Raw genomic sequence first — 18,637 nt, forward strand, 5'->3', positions numbered from 1 at the left:
TAGTAACAATGTTTTTACGCTTATTCACCTTAAATACCTTTTCATGATTGACGATATTCTTACCGGAATTCCGTTAGGATTCTTTTTAAGTTTTATGATTGGGCCCGTCTTTTTTGTTCTTTTGGAAACCAGTATTACCAAAGGATTTCGTGCGGCCATGTCATTTGACGTTGGAGTAGTCTTAGGGGATATCGTTTTTATTGCTATTGCTTATTTTAGTAGTGTCCGACTTATTCAAAGCATTAAGGACGATCCGGCCTTATTTATTTTTGGCGGTATTCTGATGTTTACCTACGGAATGATTACTTTTTTAAAACTACGCAGACAAAGCAAAAATATAGACGAAGATGAAGAAGTAGTTGAACTGATCAAAAAAGATTACCTAAGCCTTTTTATAAAAGGGTTTCTACTCAATTTTATTAACATTGGTGTTCTCGGATTTTGGTTGGCTATTATTATTACTTTCGGTCCCAAACTGGATATGGAACCTTCCCGGATGTTAACGTTTTTCAGTGCTGTAATCGGTTCTTATTTTATTACCGATTTAGGTAAAATTATGTTAGCCAAACAACTTCGAAAAAAATTAACGCCTACAAACATCCTGAAAGTGAAAAAAGGAAGCAGTGTTTTATTAATTGTTTTCGGGCTTGTACTGATGTTCCAGGGATGGTTTCCGAAAGAGAAGGAATTCGTTAAAAATACACTGGAAAAAATCGAAGAGAAAAAATAAATCGAAAATAGTATCATAAAAAAAGAGCGGTTAAATAACCGCTCTTTTTGTTTCCTGAGGCATCGAGCGGATTCGAACCGCTGTGGACGGTTTTGCAGACCGCTGCCTAGCCTCTCGGCCACGATGCCAGTATTGTAGGGCGCAAACTTACTAAAATATTTTTAAAATCAAATTCAATTTTGACTTTTTATTGAACATATTTTATAATCCGCTCGTTTTCAATATTGTTTTAACTACGATATTCTTCCATTTGTACCGTTACGGCTTCAACATCACCTCCAATTGGCGGATTTAGTTTTGAAACAGCTACCGTAATTCTGGAAACCGAAGGAATTTCCTTAAAAATTCTGACAATAATCCGTTTGGCAACATGCTCTAATAATTTGGAACGAATTGCCATTTCCTCTCTTACAATCCGGTTAAGATGTACATAATCGACTGTATCTGCTAGTTCATCTGTATCCGATGGCTTTCTTAAATCGGTTTTTATTTCTAAATCTACACTGTAATCTGATCCGATTTTACTTTCTTCTACCAAACAACCGTGAAAAGAAAAAGTACGGATATTTTTTAACTTAATGATTCCCATTTTTTATTGTATTCGCTTATAGATTATTCCTTCGATCGATAAAAGTACGAATTTTTAAAACCAATCTGATAATAACCTCTTAAAGATATACCGACATAAACAACATTTTTGGTAAATTTGCCTTTCTAATTTTATTTTATGTCAACAAAAGAAAAATCATTAAATTTTATCGAACAAATCATTGAGGAAGATTTAAAAAATGGTTTATCTCAAGATAAATTGCGATTCCGTTTTCCGCCGGAACCAAATGGCTATTTACACATTGGCCATGCGAGTTCCATATGTTTAAATTTTGGATTAGGATTGGATTACCAGGCGCCGGTTAACCTGCGTTTTGATGATACCAACCCGGCTAAAGAAGAGCAGGAATACGTAGATGCAATTAAAAAAGACGTACAATGGTTAGGATATGAATGGGCTGAAGAATGTTATGCATCCGATTATTTTCAACAATTGTATGATTGGACAATCGAACTGATTAAAAAAGGAAAAGCTTATGTTGACAGTCAGTCTTCTGAAGAAATGGCGAAACAAAAAGGAACTCCTACACAACCGGGTGTTGACAGTCCGTATCGTAACCGATCTGTAGAAGAAAATCTGGATTTATTTGAAAGAATGAAAAACGGTGAATTCGAAGAAGGTACGCATATTTTACGTGCCAAAATCGATATGACTTCTACCAATATGCTAATGCGTGATCCGATCATGTATCGTATTTTACACAAACACCACCACAGAACCGGTGATAAATGGTGTATTTACCCGATGTATGACTGGGCGCATGGAGAAAGCGATTACATGGAGCAAATTTCACATTCTTTCTGTACGTTAGAGTTTTTACCGCACCGTGAATTATACGACTGGTTCCTTGATCAGATAATCGATACGACTTTAGTACGTCCGAAACAACGTGAATTTGCACGTAGAAATCTTTCACATACCGTTGTTAGTAAACGTAAATTACTACAATTGGTTCAGGAAGGTCATGTAAACGGATGGGATGATCCGAGAATGTCGACTATTTCCGGTATGCGAAGAAGAGGATATACACCAGTAGCTATTCGTAATTTTGCCGATACAATCGGTATTGCTAAACGCGATAACCTGATTGATGTATCTTTATTGGAATTCTGTGTTCGTGAAGATCTGAACAAAACAACTTCACGTGTTATGGCTGTATTAGATCCTGTTAAACTGGTTATCACTAATTATCCGGAAGGAAAAGAGGAGTGGCTGGAAGCAGAAAATAATCCGGAAGAAGAAGTAATGACCTATAGAAAAGTACCTTTTTCAAAAGAATTATACATTGAAAGAGAAGACTTTTTAGAAGAAGCAAACAGTAAATTTTTCCGTTTAACCCTTGGTAAAGAAGTACGTTTAAAAAATGCGTATATCATTAAAGGAGAGAGTGTTGTAAAAGATGCCGACGGAAATATTACTGAGATCCACGCTACTTATGATGAAGATAGTAGAAGCGGAAGCGGTACAGAAGCCAGTCAACGTAAAGTAAAAGGTACAATTCACTGGGTATCCATTCCTCATGCTATTGCAGCAGAAGTACGAATTTACGACCGTTTGTTTTCACATGAAAACCCGGACGGAAATAAAGATATTAATTTTAAAGAATTTTTAAATCCTAACTCATTGGAAATCATTACCGGATACGTGGAACCAAGCCTGAAAAGCGCGGTTGACGGCGACCGATTCCAATTCCAACGTTTAGGATATTTCTGTGTAGACCGCGATACTACCGCTGAAAAACTGGTTTTCAATAAAACCGTTGGCCTTCGCGATACATGGGCTAAATTAGAAAATAAAGAATAAAATCATGTTAGATCATTTTTTTGGAGAGCAGGCCGTTGCCAATGTATATTTATACTCGGCTCCGTTGCATATCATAATCATATTATTTGAAATGTTTTATAGCTATTCGCATAAGAAACATTTCTATAATACTAAAGATACGCTTACCAATATTTATATGGCTTGTCTGAACTATGGTTTGGATATTATAATGAAAGCTTTTGCTATTGGTGTAATGTTCTACTTCTATGAACACCGGATTTTCGACCTGGAATACAGCAGTGTATGGTATTGGGTAGGGGTTTTCCTTTTACAGGATTTCGCTTATTATGTACATCACTATGTCGATCATCACTCCAGAATGTTTTGGGCCGTTCACGTAACACACCATAACTCAGGCTATTTCAATATTACAACCGGATTCCGTTCGCCGGTATTACAACCTTTATACCGCTATTTGTTCTTTTCACCGATAGCATTTTTAGGTTTTAATCCGTGGCATATTATGGCGGCTTACGCTATTATTCAGATATACGGAACCTGGGTACATACCAAAACCGTTAAAAGTATGGGTATTTTAGAATGGATTTTGGTAACACCTTCTCATCATCGTGTGCACCATGCTTCAAACGCTCGTTACCTGGATCGAAATATGGGAATGGGATTGATTATCTGGGATCGTATTTTCGGAACTTTTGAAAAAGAAGATCCTAATTATGAAGAAGTACGTTTCGGATTGACTTCTGAAATAGAAGATAAAGGACCGCTTAATATTGTATTTCATGAATGGAAAGATATTTGGCGCGATGCTTCCCAACCCGGAATAAAATTTAGCGACCGATTAAAATATATTTTTTATCCGCCGGGATGGTCACATACCGGCGATTTTAAAACGTCTGCTAAACTTCGGGCCGAAGAAAAAGCAAATAGAAAATAATTATAAAGGACTTCTTTTTAGAAGTCTTTTTTTATTATATAAATATTCGATTAAAATTTAATTTTATATTTATAAAATCTATTAAAAATGACTTTATATAAAGACTTACAATTGATTATTTTTTTAAGGTAAATAGATTTTACATCTTATAAAAAAACAGATTATAAATCGCTTTAGATTTCGTTTTATTAAAAAACAAGTTTTTATTAACTACTTATTAACGTATTTATGAATATTAATTTCGTAAGTTTATAATTATTAATTTTTAAAAAGTGAGATTATGTCTAATAACACAGGTAACACATTATTGGCACTTTTAGCGGGAGCAGCTATCGGTGCTGGTGTCGGAATTCTATTTGCTCCGGATAAAGGATCAAAAACCAGAAGAAAAATTAAAGATGGTTTCGATAAAGAAAAAGACCACTTACGCGACAAGTTTAATGAGGCAACCCATAACCTCAAAAATAAATTCAGCAGAGCAAAAATGGATTTGGAAAGTGAATTTGATCATTTAGTTTCCAATGTCGATAATAAGACAGAAGATATTATTGCTACTCTGGAAAAAAAATTAGAAGATCTTAAAAAACAGCACGCTAAAGCAACCAAATAACAGGCTATGGCTTTTGAAAAATTAAAAGAAAATACCGAGCAGATTCAGGATAATGCAAAAGCATTGTTCGATAGCAACGTGGCTTATTATAAACTCTGGTTTTTTAAAGTCGCAATGAAGTCAACAACGATGATACTTAAAATTTTTCTTTTAAGTATTTTTCTGATGTTGATGGTACTTTTCTTATCTATTGCCGGTGCTTTTGCTTTAGGAAATATGATGGGTAGTTATGCCCTCGGTTTTTTAATTGTGGGTCTTATTTATTTGATTCTCTGTATAGTAGTTTACTATATCAAAGATAAAATAGTGGAAGGCCCGATTCTGGAAAAATTCTCCGAATTCTTTTTTAATGACTAATTATGGAAAAAAAGAAATATGCATCATACGATGAAATCAACCGTGAACTGGAAATTCTGAAAGTCCAAAAAGAATTGGATTACAGACGTCTGATATATGCGGTCGAAAAAACCCGTGATGATCTTACACCGGGAGTTCTTACTTCAGGCGTAGTACGTTCCATAGGTTCATTTTTTACGAAATCGGGAACCTTACAAAATTTACTGATCGGTTTTATTTTTAATCGGTTATTCAAATAAAAAAAGCGGCTTAATAGCCGCTTTTTTTATTATTATTCCGTTTCCGGTAAAGCTGTTGTATCAAAATGATCCGGTCGTTGGAAATCATCATGTGATTTCTTTTTACCCTGTGCTTTTTTCATCGCTTCACCTACCTGATTTGAAGCGGTAAACGAAGCTACCATGTTATTTAACATATCACTTCCGGCTTGTGGTGAATTCGGTAATAAAATCAAGTTAGAGTTTGTATCGGAACCGATTGCCTGTAGCGTATCATAATGTTGTGTTACAACAATCAAAGCAGAAGCTTCCTGTGAATTGATTCCTACTTTGTTTAATACATCCACACTTTCTACTAATCCGCGTGCAATTTCGCGACGCTGATCGGCAATACCCTGACCTTGTAAACGTTTACTTTCTGCTTCTGCTTTTGCTTTCGCTACAATACGGATTCGGCTCGCTTCTGCTTCATATTCGGCTGCCGTTTTTTCACGATCGGCCGCATTAATACGGTTCATTGCATTTTTAACCTGAATATCCGGATCAATATCTGTAATTAATGTATTGATTATATCATATCCGTAAGTCGTCATCGCCTCATTTAATTCACGTTTAACAGCGATTGCGATATCATCTTTTCTTTCAAAAACATCATCCAGTTTTAATTTCGGAACCTCGGCACGAACTACGTCAAATACATACGATGTAATCTGATCATGTGGATATTCCAATTTATAAAAGGCATCATATACTTTTTCCTGAATTACTTTAAACTGAACCGAAACTTTCATTTTAACGAATACGTTATCTTTTGTTTTCGTTTCAATAATTACATCCAATTGCTGAATTCTCAAATTTACTTTTCCTGCAATACGATCGATAACCGGAATTTTTAACTGTAAACCGGAATGACGAATGCTGTTGAACTTCCCAAAACGTTCCACAATCGCAGAACTTTGCTGTTTAACCGTAAAAAAGGAGGCTAAAAATAGAAATACGATAATAAAAATAATAACGTAACTAAACATAAAATGTAATTTTTAATGGTTTATTCGGTTAAGATACGAAATTCTATAAAAAAACCTCCTAAAAAGGAGGCTTCGTCTTTATAATGTACTAATCGCTTTCTGCAATCGGTTAATCGTTTCTTCTTTTCCGATCATTTCGACTATATCGAACAAATGCGGGCCTTTTAAGGCTCCTACAAGACTTAAACGGAACGGTTGCATCACTTTACCCATTCCAATCTCATTTTTCGTCATCCAGTCCTTTACAATCGTTTCTATGTTTGCTGATGTAAAATCGCCTATATTTTCTAATACGGAAATTAACTCCTGCATTATCGAACCGGTATCTTCTTTCCAGTTTTTGGATGCCTTTTCATCATAAGTAACCGGAGCTGTAAAAAAGTAATCCGATAATTCATATAGATCCGTTACAAAAGTAGCACGCTCTTTTACAAGACTCACCACTTTTTCAACATACGGACGCTCTTTGTTAATTTCTTTTTCTTTTAAAATTATATCGAATTTTTCAGCTAATGACGCATCAGATTGTTTTACAAGATAATGATGGTTAAACCATTTGTTCTTTTCCGGATCAAATTTTGCTCCTGCTTTATGAACACGGTTTAAATCAAATTTTGCTACTAATTCATCTAATGTGAATAACTCCTGATCGGTTCCGTCATTCCATCCTAATAAAGCCAGGAAATTAACAACCGCTTCCGGGAAGAATCCTTTTTCTCTGTAACCGGACGATTTTTCCTGTGTAACCGGATCGATCCAATCCAAAGGGAATACCGGAAATCCTAATTTATCACCATCACGTTTTGATAATTTTCCGTTTCCAACCGGTTTTAAAATCAAAGGTAAATGGGCGAATTTCGGTGCTTCCCAACCAAATGCTTTGTATAATAATTCATGTAAGGGTAGGGAAGGTAACCATTCTTCTCCACGGATCACATGTGATGTTTCCATTAAATGGTCATCTACAATATTCGCCAGGTGGTAAGTTGGCATACCATCACTTTTAAACAATACCTTATCATCTAATAAATTCGTTTCAAACTTGATATCGCCACGAATCATATCATTTAAATGTAATGTTTCATCTACCGGTGTTTTAAAACGGATAACATATTCTTCTCCGTTATTAATACGCTCTGCTACTTTTTCAGCAGAATGGGTAAGTGAATTATCCAGCTGTTGTCTAACCGTATGATTGTAAATGAATGTTTTACCTTGTTCTTCAGCCGATTTTCTTAAAGCATCCAGACTTTCTGCGGTATCAAAAGCATAATACGCCCAACCGTTATTGAGTAACAAATCAGCATATTCCTTATATAAAGGTTTACGTTCACTTTGACGGTACGGACCGAATTTTTCATTTTTACCGATGGTTTCATCCGGTGCTATACCCAACCACTCTAAAGCTTCCATAATATAAGCTTCTGCGCCGGGTACAAAACGGTTTTGATCGGTATCTTCAATACGCAGGTAAAATGTACCGCCGTTCTTCTTAGCAAATAAATAATTAAATAAAGCGGTTCTAACACCACCTATATGTAAAGGTCCTGTAGGACTGGGTGCAAATCGCACACGAACTGGCTTTGACATTTTTTAAAAATTTTACGCAAAGATACAATTATGCTACTTCCTATCGAATTATTTTACGGCATACTGTTTATAAATAGGTTCATTTATTGTTTATCCTATTTTAAAAGTATTTTTTATAATCATTACCGATAAAAATACCTTTGTATTATCAAATTGATAACATTCCGGAATAGCTATTATATTTAATACCGTTTATTAAAAATAAAAAATGATAATTCATCAACGTAAAAGACTGTTAATCAGTAAACTTTTTATCATTTTAACATTAAAAGTAAGCAATGTTAATACAATTTTACATTACGTTGATTTTCAGTTAATTAAAAATTAACATACATTGTTTATAACTTTAAATAGAAAATTATAAAAGATTTTTGGTTGTATCCGAAAATTTACTAATCCAAAACCGAAATGAGAAAACCAAATCTATTTTTTAAAATTTGTTTTTTACTTATCAAAAGTTAGTTGATAGTTATTAACAGAAATTAACAAGTAAACTTATTAATAAAAATTATTAAAACCAGTTTATCCACTATTGTTAATAACGTTTTAAAAAGTATTCATTTTAAATGGTTTATCGACAAACAACACTGTTAATAAACCGGTATAAAATTGTATAACTGGAAAACAATACTAAAATCAGAAAAGTTATTCTAACAATTAACAAGCTATAATAACAATCATTTTTTTTAAAATTTTAAAAGAATTCTTTTTTATTATTTTAATGTTTGTTAACAACTTCGTTCGCTTTCTTCTTTTCTCTTTCTTTCAATTGTCTTTGTTTCGATTATTTAATTCCGTTTGTCCTTCTGAAAAATAGTTAATAACGTTTCGATTAAAATTGTAATTTTATCGGTTATAAATAAATTTTGAGAATTTGGAAACAAGAGAACTGATATTTCTAAAGCTTGAAAACTTTATAAAGAAGTTTTACACAAATGAATTACTGAAAGGGATAATTCTTTTTATCGGTTTCGGATTACTGTATTTTATTGTCACGTTGCTCGTGGAACATTTCTTATGGTTGTCTCCGAAAGGTAGAACGGTATTGTTTTGGTTGTTCATACTTGTAGAAGTTTTCTTTTTACTTCGCTTTATCTTGTTTCCGTTGTTTAAACTTTTTAAATTACAGAAAGGCATCGACTATAGTCAGGCTTCTCTTATTATCGGTAATCACTTTACTGAGGTAAACGATAAACTGACTAATTTTTTACAGCTCTATAGTCAATCGGATAAATCGGAATTATTACTGGCTTCAATTGAACAAAAGGCAACTTCGTTAAACCCGGTTCCGTTTGGAAATGCAATTAATTTTAAGAAGAATGTCAAGTATCTTCCGTATGCTATTATTCCATTGTTGTGTTTAATATTTTTTATGGTTTCCGGAAATTCCAATCTGATTACGGAAAGCTTGGATCGGGTAGTACATTACAAAAAAGAATTTACACCTCCGGCTCCCTTTTCTTTTCAGATTTTGAATAAGGATTTAAAAGCGGAACAAGGTCAGGATTTTTTATTACAGGTAAAGACCAATGGAAGTGTTATACCTGAAAATGCGATGATTTCAGTAGGGAATGAAACGTATTATCTGGAAACGGTTAAACCTGGTGTTTTCAAATACCAATTTCAAAAATTAAATAAGAATACAGAATTCAAATTGGTTGCTAATGAAGTAGTTTCAAATACGTATCAGTTAAATGTGGTTGCTGTTCCTACTATTGCCAATTTTGAGATGATTCTGAATTATCCTGCTTATTTGGGTAAAAAATCAGAATTAATACAAGGTAGTGGTAATGCAATTGTACCTGAAGGAACAACTATCACCTGGAAAGTAAATGCTTTGGCTACCAGTAAAGTAGAATGGAAAGATGCTTTAGGAAGTAATATGTTTACTAAAAATGAAAACCTTTTCAATTTATCAAAAAAAATACTTCAAAATACAGAATACCAAATACTTACTTCAAATGAAAAAGTAACGGATCACGAAAAATTACAATATCAGATCACTACGGTTAAAGATCAGTTTCCTACAATTTCTGTACAATCGGCTCCGGATACTTTAAAGTTGAAAAAAAATATGGTTATTGGTCAGGTATCAGATGATTATGGACTTACCAAATTGTATGTTGTGTATTATCCTAAAGCCAAGCCAACCCAAATTTCAAAAGGTGCTATTCCGGTTAAGCGTGAAACATTTGATCAGTTTGTTTATACATTCCCTAACGGATTGAATATTGAACCGGGTGTTGACTATGATTACTACTTTGAGATTTTTGATAACGATGCCATTCATAATTTTAAAAGTTCAAAATCTACAGTGTTTTCACATCGTGAATTAACAGCTGATGAAAAAGAAGATAAGATTTTACAAGAGCAAAACAGTAATATCAACAGTCTTGAAAAATCAATAAAAAATCAGGATAAGCAATTATCGGAGCTGGATAAACTGCAAAAGCTCGGAAAAGAAAAAACAAATTTAGATTTTAAAGATCAGAAAAAAGTACAGGATTTTATCAATCGTCAAAAACAACAGGACGAAATGATGAAAGAGTTTTCTAAAAAGATGCAGGAGAATCTGGAACAATTCAACCCGGAAAAGAAAGATGATTTCAAAGAAGAGTTGATGCGCCGATTGGATAAAAATGAAAAAGAAATCGAAAAAAATGAAAAGCTTTTAAAAGAGTTAGAAGAGCTGACAAACAAATTAAAAGAAGACGAATTATTTGATAAAGTTGATAAGCTAAAGCAAAGTACTAAAGACCAATCGAAAAATTTAGAACAATTAGTTGAGCTGACGAAGCGTTTTTATGTTGAGAAAAAAGCTGAACAATTGGCTAACAAACTGGATAAGTTAGGTGATAAACAAGATAAACTTTCAGATAGTAACGACAATAATAAAAAAGATCAGGATAAAATCAATGAAGAGTTTTCTAAGTTACAGGAAGATTTACGGGAACTTGAAAAACAAAATAAGGATTTAAAAGATCCGATGGATATTCCTTCTGATAAAAAAGAAGAGCAGGGAATAAAAGAAGATATGAAAAATGCTTCTGATGAATTACAAAAACAGAATCAGTCAAAAGCAAAACCGAAACAAAAGTCAGCTTCTCAGAAAATGAAAAAGATGGCGCAAAAAATGCAGTCTTCAATGGAATCCGGTGAAATGGATCAGTTGGAAGAAGATGCTAAAATGTTGCGTCAGATTTTAGATAATTTATTAGCCTTTTCTTTTTCTCAGGAAAGCTTGATGAAAAATTTTAAATCATCAGGTGATCGCAGTTTAGGTTTTAATAAGCTATTAAAAAAACAACAGGATTTGAAGTTACAGTTCAAACATGTAGATGACAGTCTCTTTGCGATGTCGCTGCGTAATCCTAAAATCACTGAAATGATAACAAGTGAAGTAGGTAATGTTCATTACAACATTGATAAATCACTAACTAATTTTACGGATAATAATATCGGAAGAGGCGTTTCACATCAGCAATATACAATTACTTCTTCTAACAAACTGGCCGATTTTCTGAGTGATATTATGAATCAGATGCAAATGGAAATGCAGATGCAAATGTCCGGACAAGGAAAAGGAAAACCAAAACCGGGTAGTAGTGGTAGCGGAATGCAATTACCGGATATCATTAAAAAACAGGAAGGCCTAAGTGAAAAAATGAAAGAGGGAATGAAGAAAGGCGATAAACCCGGATCTGGTAAACCGGATAAAGGTGGAAAAGACGGCAAAGGAAATAAAGACGGTAAAGAAGGAAACGATGGTGAGGGTAATGATGAAGAAGGTGACGCCGGAAAAGTTTTAGAGATTTACAAAGAACAACAGCGTTTGCGTGAGGCTTTACAAAAAGCATTAGAAAAAGAAGGCATGGGCGGTAACGGACAAAATGCGTTACAGCAGATGAAAGATATTGAAAAGCAATTATTGAATAAAGGTTTTAAAAATGAAACGCTACAAAAGATGTTGAATCTTAAGCACGAACTATTAAAACTGGATAATGCGATTCAGCAACAGGGTGAGGAAAACAAAAGACAATCCCAAACAAATAAAAAAGATTTTAACGGTTCTGGTAATCAATTACCTGCTGCTTTAAAAGAATATTTAAATAGTGTTGAAATTTTAAATAGACAAAGCTTACCTTTGCGCCCAAATTTTAACCAGAAGGTTCAAAACTATTTTAAGAAGAATGATTAGTTTTAATTATGAAACCGATTTCTCTATTGAGAATGAAGAACAATTTGAAGATTGGATTGCTGCGGTAATTGAATCGGAAGGAAAGCACGAAGGAGAGATCAATTATATCTTTTGTGATGATGAATATTTGCATAAAATCAACGTTGAATATCTCGATCACGATACGCTTACAGATATTATTAGCTTCGATTACACTGTAGGAAACGAATTACACGGTGATATATTCGTTTCTATAGAAAGGGTGCGGGATAATGCAGCAGATTTTAAGGTTTCTTTTGATGATGAATTAAAAAGAGTGATGATTCACGGTATCTTACATTACTGTGGATATAAAGATAAATCGGAAAAGGATGAACTTTTAATGCGTTCAAAAGAAGATGAAAAGGTAGCAATGTTCCACGTGGAACGTTAAGCATCTTAAATCTTTTATAAAATTTCTATAGGTTTTTTTCTTCTGCGTAATTTTGCAGAATAATTTAAAGTAAAGAAACAGTAAAATGTTTCACGTGGAACAATGAGTTTATTTCAAGATAAATATGATGTAATCGTAGTAGGTGCCGGTCATGCAGGTTCCGAGGCAGCAGCCTCGGCCGCGAATATGGGATCGAAAACGCTATTGATTACAATGAGTTTGCAAAACATTGCTCAAATGTCGTGTAATCCGGCTATGGGTGGAATTGCAAAAGGACAAATCGTTCGGGAGATTGATGCATTGGGAGGTTACTCCGGAATTGTTTCGGATAAGACTGCGATCCAATTCAAGATGCTGAACAAATCAAAAGGTCCGGCCATGTGGTCTCCACGTGTGCAATCTGACCGTATGCGTTTCGCAGAAGAATGGAGAATGATGCTCGAACAAACTCCGAACCTGGATTTCTATCAGGAAATGGTGTCGGGAATTTTAACCGAAAACGGAAAGATAGTAGGAATTCGAACATCTCTCGGAATTGAAATTAAAGCCAAAACGGTAGTGTTGACAAACGGTACTTTTTTAAATGGTTTGATTCATATCGGAGAAAAACAATTCGGTGGAGGAAGAGCGGGTGAAAGTGCCGCTTTCGGTATTACAGAAGATTTAGTAAAATTAGGTTTTACTTCCGGTCGAATGAAAACCGGAACACCACCACGTGTTGACGGTCGTTCTCTGGATTATTCGAAAATGGAAATTCAACCGGGTGATGAAAATCCATCTAAATTTTCATATCTCGATGTAACAAAACCGTTGACGGTTCAAAAGCCGTGTCATATGACGTATACTTCGGAACTGGTTCACGATTTACTTCGTGAAGGTTTTGATCGTTCGCCAATGTTCAACGGACGAATTAAAAGTTTAGGCCCGCGCTATTGTCCGTCGATTGAAGATAAAATCAATCGATTTGCTGATAAAGAACGCCACCAGTTGTTTGTTGAACCGGAAGGATGGAATACGGTAGAAGTGTATGTAAATGGTTTTTCAACATCACTACCGGAAGATGTACAGTTTAAAGCATTGCGTTCTGTTGTCGGTTTTGAGAATGTGAAATTTTTCCGTCCGGGATATGCTATTGAATACGATTATTTCCCGCCAACGCAATTAAAGCATACTTTAGAAACAAAACTAATAGAAGGTTTATTTTTTGCCGGACAAATTAACGGTACAACAGGATATGAAGAAGCAGCTTCACAAGGTTTAATTGCCGGAATGAATGCTCACTTAAAAGCACAGGATAAAGATCCGTTTATTTTAAAACGTAATGAAGCTTACATCGGAGTGTTAATTGATGACTTAATTACAAAAGGAACTGAAGAACCGTATCGTATGTTTACATCACGTGCGGAATACAGAACTTTATTACGTCAGGATAATGCTGATTTCCGTTTAACACCAATGTCACATCAAGTCGGTTTAGCTACAGACGAACGTTTAAAAAGAATGGAGCAGAAGCAAAGTCAATCGGATGCTTTTGTTAACTTTTTTAAAGAAACAAGTGTAAAGGTAGCGGAAGCAAATCCTATTTTAGAATCTAAAGGGTCGGCACCAATTTCGCAACCGGATAAAATGTTTAAAGTATTTTCTCGTCCGCAATTGGATTTAAATGATATTTTAAAATTTGAAAAAGTTAAGGAATATGTAGCGGAACATGAATTGGATCAGGAAGTAATTGAACAAGCAGAAATTCAGGTAAAATATTCCGGCTATATTGAAAAAGAAAAAAATAACGCGGATAAATTAAATCGTTTGGAAGATGTTCGAATTCCGGAAAATTTCGATTACGATAAAATTAAATCGCTTTCTTTTGAAGCTAGAGAAAAATTAAAGAAAATTAAACCGATTTCTGTTTCACAGGCATCTCGTATCAGTGGTGTTTCACCAAGTGATGTTTCGGTTTTATTAGTTCATATGGGACGATAAATAGTTCAACATAATTAAAACAGCCAGGGTAAATTAATTATCTTTGGCTGTTTTTATTTTATGTTCCACGTGAAACTATGGCGCGAAGCCTTATAAATAAAGGAATCTTTTAAAAAATAATTTATTTACTGTCGATGGATTTTTTAAACAATACCATTTATATAAAAGTAAAAGACCATTCCGTATCAAAAGAAAATTTTGAATTACTATTGGATGAAGAATTACAATTATTAAAAACAACGCCGCAACCCGGACCGGAAAAATTACCGTCTTATTACGAAAGCGATGATTATATTTCGCATACGGATGGTAAACGTTCTTTATTCGAAAAAGTATATCATATCATAAAAAGAAAAGCAATCCGGGATAAAGTAAAATTAATTACCTCTTTTCAATCGGAAAAAGGATCCCTTTTGGATATAGGAGCCGGAACAGGTGATTTTCTTTTAGAAGCAAAAAATCAAGGATGGAATACAATTGGGATAGAACCGAGTGAAAAAGCAAAAAATAGTGCCATCGGAAAAGGAATTGATTTTGCTGATAATTTAGAACAACTCGACAATAATTCTTTTGATGTGATTACAATGTGGCATGTTCTGGAACATGTACCGGATTTAGAAAATCAGATCGCAACTTTAAAACGATTATTAAAAAAGAACGGAACAATCATTATTGCCGTTCCGAATTATAAATCGTACGATGCAAAATATTACGGGGAATTTTGGGCCGCTTATGATGTACCGAGACACCTATGGCATTTTTCAAAAGTTGCAATTGAAAAACTTTTCGCCCGACAAAATATCCGACTGATAAAAATTAAACCAATGCTTTTTGATAGTTTTTATGTTTCACTTTTATCCGAAAAATACAAAAACGGAAAAATGAGTTTTATAAAGGGTTTTTGGATCGGATTATTATCAAATTGGAAAGCAAAACAGAATTTTGAGTATTCTTCCCATATTTACATCCTAAAAAATGAAGAAAAATCAAATTAAAAATAAATAATAAACGATCAGAGGGAAAAATAAGCTATCTATCGCTTAAAATTTAAAAGTCGCTTAAATCGCTTTATTTTAAGCCGTTTTTTATAAAGTTTTCTTATCGATTTTTTAAAATGATATAAAGAAATCTTATTTGATAAAAAAACGGCATAAAGCTTGTAATTGAAACTTTCATAGCTCCAACTTTTGGAACTTTAATACGAATTCTTATTTTTACAAAAAATTAAAAATCACAATTGATAAAATGAAAAAATCCTTTTTAATTATCGGACTTGCCCTGGCAATGTTTTCTTGCAACAACGGATCGACAACTGCAAGTTCAGGAACTAAAACAGCATATGTAGATACGGCTAAATTGATTGAAGAAAATCAGGAAGCAAAAGACATTGAGTCGAAATACAAAACCAAGTCGCAGGAAATGGGTAGAGAATTAGAAGGTGAAGCGAAACAATTCCAAAATGAAGCCGCTACTTTTCAAAGAGATGCTCAGGTAAAAGGTATGGCTTGGGCACAACAAAAAAGTGCAGAATTGCAAAAAAGAGAGCAACAATTGGGAATGAAACAACAAGCGATGTTGCAAACTTTACAACAGGAAAGCGGTAAAGAAATGGATTCTTTAGTTAAAAGAATTAAAGATTATATCAAAGATTACGGTAAGAAAAACAGTTACGAATATATCTACGGTACAGGTGATGCAGCATCTATCCTTTATGCAAAAGACGGTTTAGATATTACTGAAAAAATCAGCAAAGAACTAAATGACAAATACAAAGGTTCTGATAAAAAAGAAGAGCCTAAAGCTGAAGAAAAGAAATAATTTTAAAAAGCCTTCCTAGTGAAGGCTTTTTTATTGATAATCAGATAAATAATTGTATTTTTAGTTTTTAAACTCTACGCCATATGGAAACGGTTTCAAATGCAGCTGCTTATGTGCTGCGCTTTATTAATCAGACGCAGAAATCTATTTTTCTCACCGGAAAAGCCGGAACGGGTAAAACTACTTTACTACGAGAAATCATTTCAACCACACATAAAAATACAGTAGTAGTGGCACCAACCGGAATCGCTGCTTTAAATGCGGGTGGTGTAACGATACATTCGATGTTTCAATTACCGTTTGCCGCTTTTCTGCCCGATGAAAAAGCGGATCCGTATATATCAGAAAATTCTCGATTTGAAAATAGAAATACATTAAGCCGGCATTTTAAAATGAACGGAACCAAACGAGCGGTTATTCAGAATATGGAATTGCTTGTTATTGATGAAGTCAGTATGTTACGGGCTGATATTATGGATGCAATGGATTTTATGTTGCGTAAAGTCCGTAGAAATGAAACACCGTTCGGAGGAGTACAAGTTTTATTTATAGGAGATTTACTACAATTACCACCGATTATCAAGAATGAAGAATGGGCTGTTTTACAACGTTACTATCGCGGTAAATTCTTTTTTCATTCCCATGTTATCCAGCAAAATCCGCCGTTGTACATTGAACTGGATAAAATTTTCAGACAAACCGATTCCGATTTTATTTCGGTATTAAATAACCTGCGAAATAATACGGTTACAAACAATGACCTTGCAGTTTTAAATCAATATGTCCAGCCGGATTTTGATTTTAAAAAGAACCCCGGTTTTATTACGCTTACAACACATAATGCCAAAGCAGATACAATAAATACTGAAGCTCTGGAAGAACTGGAAGGGAAGGAATTTGTTTTTATGCCGGAAATAGTTGGCGATTTTCCCGATAAAATTTTCCCGGTCGATGAGCAACTAAAATTAAAAGTAGGTGCTCAGGTCATGTTTGTAAAAAACGATCTTTCTTTTGAAAAACAGTACTTTAACGGTAAAATGGGGGTTATTAAAAACATTTCAGCAAAAGAAATTTTCGTTCATTTTCCGGAAGAAAACAAAACCATCGAAGTTGAGCGGTACGAATGGAAAAACATCCGTTACTATGTCGATGAGATGACAAAAGAGATAGAAGAAGAAATTTTAGGGACATTTACGCACTATCCGATCAAGCTGGCTTGGGCTATAACGATCCATAAAAGTCAAGGATTGACCTTCGACAACGCTGCGCTTGATGTATCGCAGGTTTTTCTTCCCGGACAAGCCTATGTTGCTCTTTCGCGTTTACGTTCGTTAAAAGGGCTTATTTTGCTTTCTCCGATACATATGAATGGTATTTCCAATGATGCTGATGTAATGGACTATGCGCAAAGTAAGGTTTCTATGGACAAATTGGAAGGGACTTTAGCCAATGAAACCCGAATATTTTTATATAACTATTTGAAAGACAGTTTTAATTGGGACGAGCTGGCGAGAGAATGGAGCAAACACCAACAGACCTATTTGTCGGAAACAGGAAAATCAGTTAAATCACAGTCCAGAGTTTGGGCGCAACAACAGTCATTAGCGATACATGAATTGTTAGATCCGTCCCGAAAATTTATAGGGCAATTAGCAAAACTGTTCCAACAGGAAGAGGTCGATCTGGTTTTTATCGAAGAGCGAATTAATAAGGCTTTTGACTATTTTTTCCCGAAAATGGATGAATTGGTTTTTGAATTATATTGGAAAATAGAAGAAATAAAACGCCTGAAAAAAGTAAAATCGTTTTTTGAAGAATTATCCGAACTGGAAGAAATTCAGACAAATGTGATTTTACGATTACTAAAAGTAAAACTATTGATTCGTGCCGTACTGGAAAATAAAGAGATTTCGAAAGAAGTATTAGTATCGCCGCTATTGCAAAAATACAAACAGGATAAAATTGAAATCATCAAAGAAGCTTTACGTAAAAATGGCGTTACGCTTATTGAAGATGACGATGATATTGAACGCTATACATCGAAAAAGAAAAAGACAAAAGAACCTAAGAAATCTACGATCGAAGAGACATTGGAACTTTGGATGCAAAACCTATCAATCCCGGAAATTGCCCGTATCCGGAAACTTACCGTCGGAACAGTTTATACACATTTTTCAAAACTGATTCAAATGGAAGCAATCGAGATTTCGGATATTTTACCGCCGGAAAAAATAAACCGCCTGAAAGCGGCTTTCAAAGAATATGACGGCAGTGGATTAGGTGAAATTAAAGAAAAATACGATGACGAGTTTTCCTGGGATGAACTTCGTTTGTATAAAGCCGTCTTACAAAAAAATACCTGATGAC

Annotated in this window: 15 protein-coding genes and 1 tRNA gene; 12 read left to right on the forward strand and 4 right to left on the reverse strand. The window is 34.2% G+C overall.

From position 1 onward, the window contains the following. Window positions 1–43: 43 nt before the first annotated feature. On the forward strand, window positions 44–730 hold the full coding sequence (locus NOX80_RS03645; RefSeq protein WP_256551967.1) for a LysE family translocator: 687 nt from the start codon (window positions 44–46) through the stop codon (window positions 728–730). A 57-nt stretch (window positions 731–787) separates the two neighbouring features. On the opposite strand, the gene NOX80_RS03650 is transcribed toward NOX80_RS03645, so the two are convergent. Then, window positions 788–858: transfer RNA gene (locus tag NOX80_RS03650), tRNA-Cys, on the reverse strand. 101 nt (window positions 859–959) lie between these two features. Then, window positions 960–1,319 carry a dihydroneopterin aldolase gene (gene folB / locus NOX80_RS03655; protein ID WP_256551968.1) on the reverse strand — a complete coding sequence of 120 codons (360 nt, stop codon included), beginning with the start codon at window positions 1,317–1,319 and terminating at the stop codon, window positions 960–962. A 138-nt stretch (window positions 1,320–1,457) separates the two neighbouring features. On the opposite strand from folB, the gene NOX80_RS03660 reads away from it, so the two are divergent. From NOX80_RS03660 to NOX80_RS03680, 5 genes are all read left to right on the forward strand, one after another. Then, window positions 1,458–3,143 carry a glutamine--tRNA ligase/YqeY domain fusion protein gene (locus tag NOX80_RS03660; protein ID WP_256551969.1) on the forward strand — a complete coding sequence of 562 codons (1,686 nt, stop codon included), beginning with the start codon at window positions 1,458–1,460 and terminating at the stop codon, window positions 3,141–3,143. A 4-nt stretch (window positions 3,144–3,147) separates the two neighbouring features. Then, window positions 3,148–4,059 (forward strand): sterol desaturase family protein, encoded by a 912-nt coding sequence (locus NOX80_RS03665; RefSeq protein ID WP_256551970.1) that lies wholly within the window; start codon window positions 3,148–3,150, stop codon window positions 4,057–4,059. Window positions 4,060–4,339: 280 nt separating this feature from the next. Then, a complete protein-coding gene (locus NOX80_RS03670; protein WP_256551971.1) occupies window positions 4,340–4,669 on the forward strand; it encodes a YtxH domain-containing protein in 330 nt (109 codons plus the stop codon). 6 nt (window positions 4,670–4,675) lie between these two features. Beyond that, complete coding sequence (locus NOX80_RS03675; protein WP_256551972.1) at window positions 4,676–5,026, forward strand: phage holin family protein; 351 nt, start codon at window positions 4,676–4,678, stop codon at window positions 5,024–5,026. Window positions 5,027–5,028: 2 nt separating this feature from the next. Beyond that, window positions 5,029–5,265, forward strand: a complete 237-nt coding sequence (locus tag NOX80_RS03680; RefSeq protein ID WP_256551973.1) for a DUF6327 family protein — start codon at window positions 5,029–5,031, stop codon at window positions 5,263–5,265. 32 nt (window positions 5,266–5,297) lie between these two features. On the opposite strand, the gene NOX80_RS03685 is transcribed toward NOX80_RS03680, so the two are convergent. After that, window positions 5,298–6,272: an SPFH domain-containing protein gene (locus NOX80_RS03685; RefSeq protein ID WP_256551974.1), complete on the reverse strand. Its 975-nt coding sequence runs from the start codon at window positions 6,270–6,272 to the stop codon at window positions 5,298–5,300. A 78-nt stretch (window positions 6,273–6,350) separates the two neighbouring features. Beyond that, a complete protein-coding gene (gltX, locus tag NOX80_RS03690; protein ID WP_256551975.1) occupies window positions 6,351–7,862 on the reverse strand; it encodes a glutamate--tRNA ligase in 1,512 nt (503 codons plus the stop codon). An 874-nt stretch (window positions 7,863–8,736) separates the two neighbouring features. On the opposite strand from gltX, the gene NOX80_RS03695 reads away from it, so the two are divergent. The 6 genes from NOX80_RS03695 to NOX80_RS03720 all read left to right on the forward strand — a co-directional run bounded on the left by NOX80_RS03695 (window position 8,737) and on the right by NOX80_RS03720 (window position 18,633). Next, window positions 8,737–12,060 (forward strand): DUF4175 family protein, encoded by a 3,324-nt coding sequence (locus NOX80_RS03695; protein ID WP_256551976.1) that lies wholly within the window; start codon window positions 8,737–8,739, stop codon window positions 12,058–12,060. Continuing rightward, window positions 12,053–12,472 (forward strand): rRNA maturation RNase YbeY, encoded by a 420-nt coding sequence (gene ybeY / locus NOX80_RS03700; protein WP_256551977.1) that lies wholly within the window; start codon window positions 12,053–12,055, stop codon window positions 12,470–12,472. The genes NOX80_RS03695 and ybeY overlap by 8 nt, the downstream gene beginning before the upstream one ends. Window positions 12,473–12,574: 102 nt before the next feature. Beyond that, complete coding sequence (gene mnmG, locus NOX80_RS03705; protein ID WP_256551978.1) at window positions 12,575–14,452, forward strand: tRNA uridine-5-carboxymethylaminomethyl(34) synthesis enzyme MnmG; 1,878 nt, start codon at window positions 12,575–12,577, stop codon at window positions 14,450–14,452. A 134-nt stretch (window positions 14,453–14,586) separates the two neighbouring features. Next, on the forward strand, window positions 14,587–15,447 hold the full coding sequence (locus NOX80_RS03710; protein ID WP_256551979.1) for a class I SAM-dependent methyltransferase: 861 nt from the start codon (window positions 14,587–14,589) through the stop codon (window positions 15,445–15,447). A 250-nt stretch (window positions 15,448–15,697) separates the two neighbouring features. Continuing rightward, complete coding sequence (locus tag NOX80_RS03715; protein ID WP_256551980.1) at window positions 15,698–16,270, forward strand: OmpH family outer membrane protein; 573 nt, start codon at window positions 15,698–15,700, stop codon at window positions 16,268–16,270. A gap of 83 nt (window positions 16,271–16,353) precedes the next feature. Further along, the gene (locus tag NOX80_RS03720; protein WP_256551981.1) at window positions 16,354–18,633 is read left to right on the forward strand and encodes a helix-turn-helix domain-containing protein; all 2,280 of its coding nucleotides are present in this window, start codon (window positions 16,354–16,356) and stop codon (window positions 18,631–18,633) included. The last annotated feature ends 4 nt before the right edge of the window (window positions 18,634–18,637 follow it).

The organism is Flavobacterium cerinum, from assembly GCF_024496085.1.
GTDB classification, from domain to species: domain Bacteria; phylum Bacteroidota; class Bacteroidia; order Flavobacteriales; family Flavobacteriaceae; genus Flavobacterium; species Flavobacterium cerinum_A.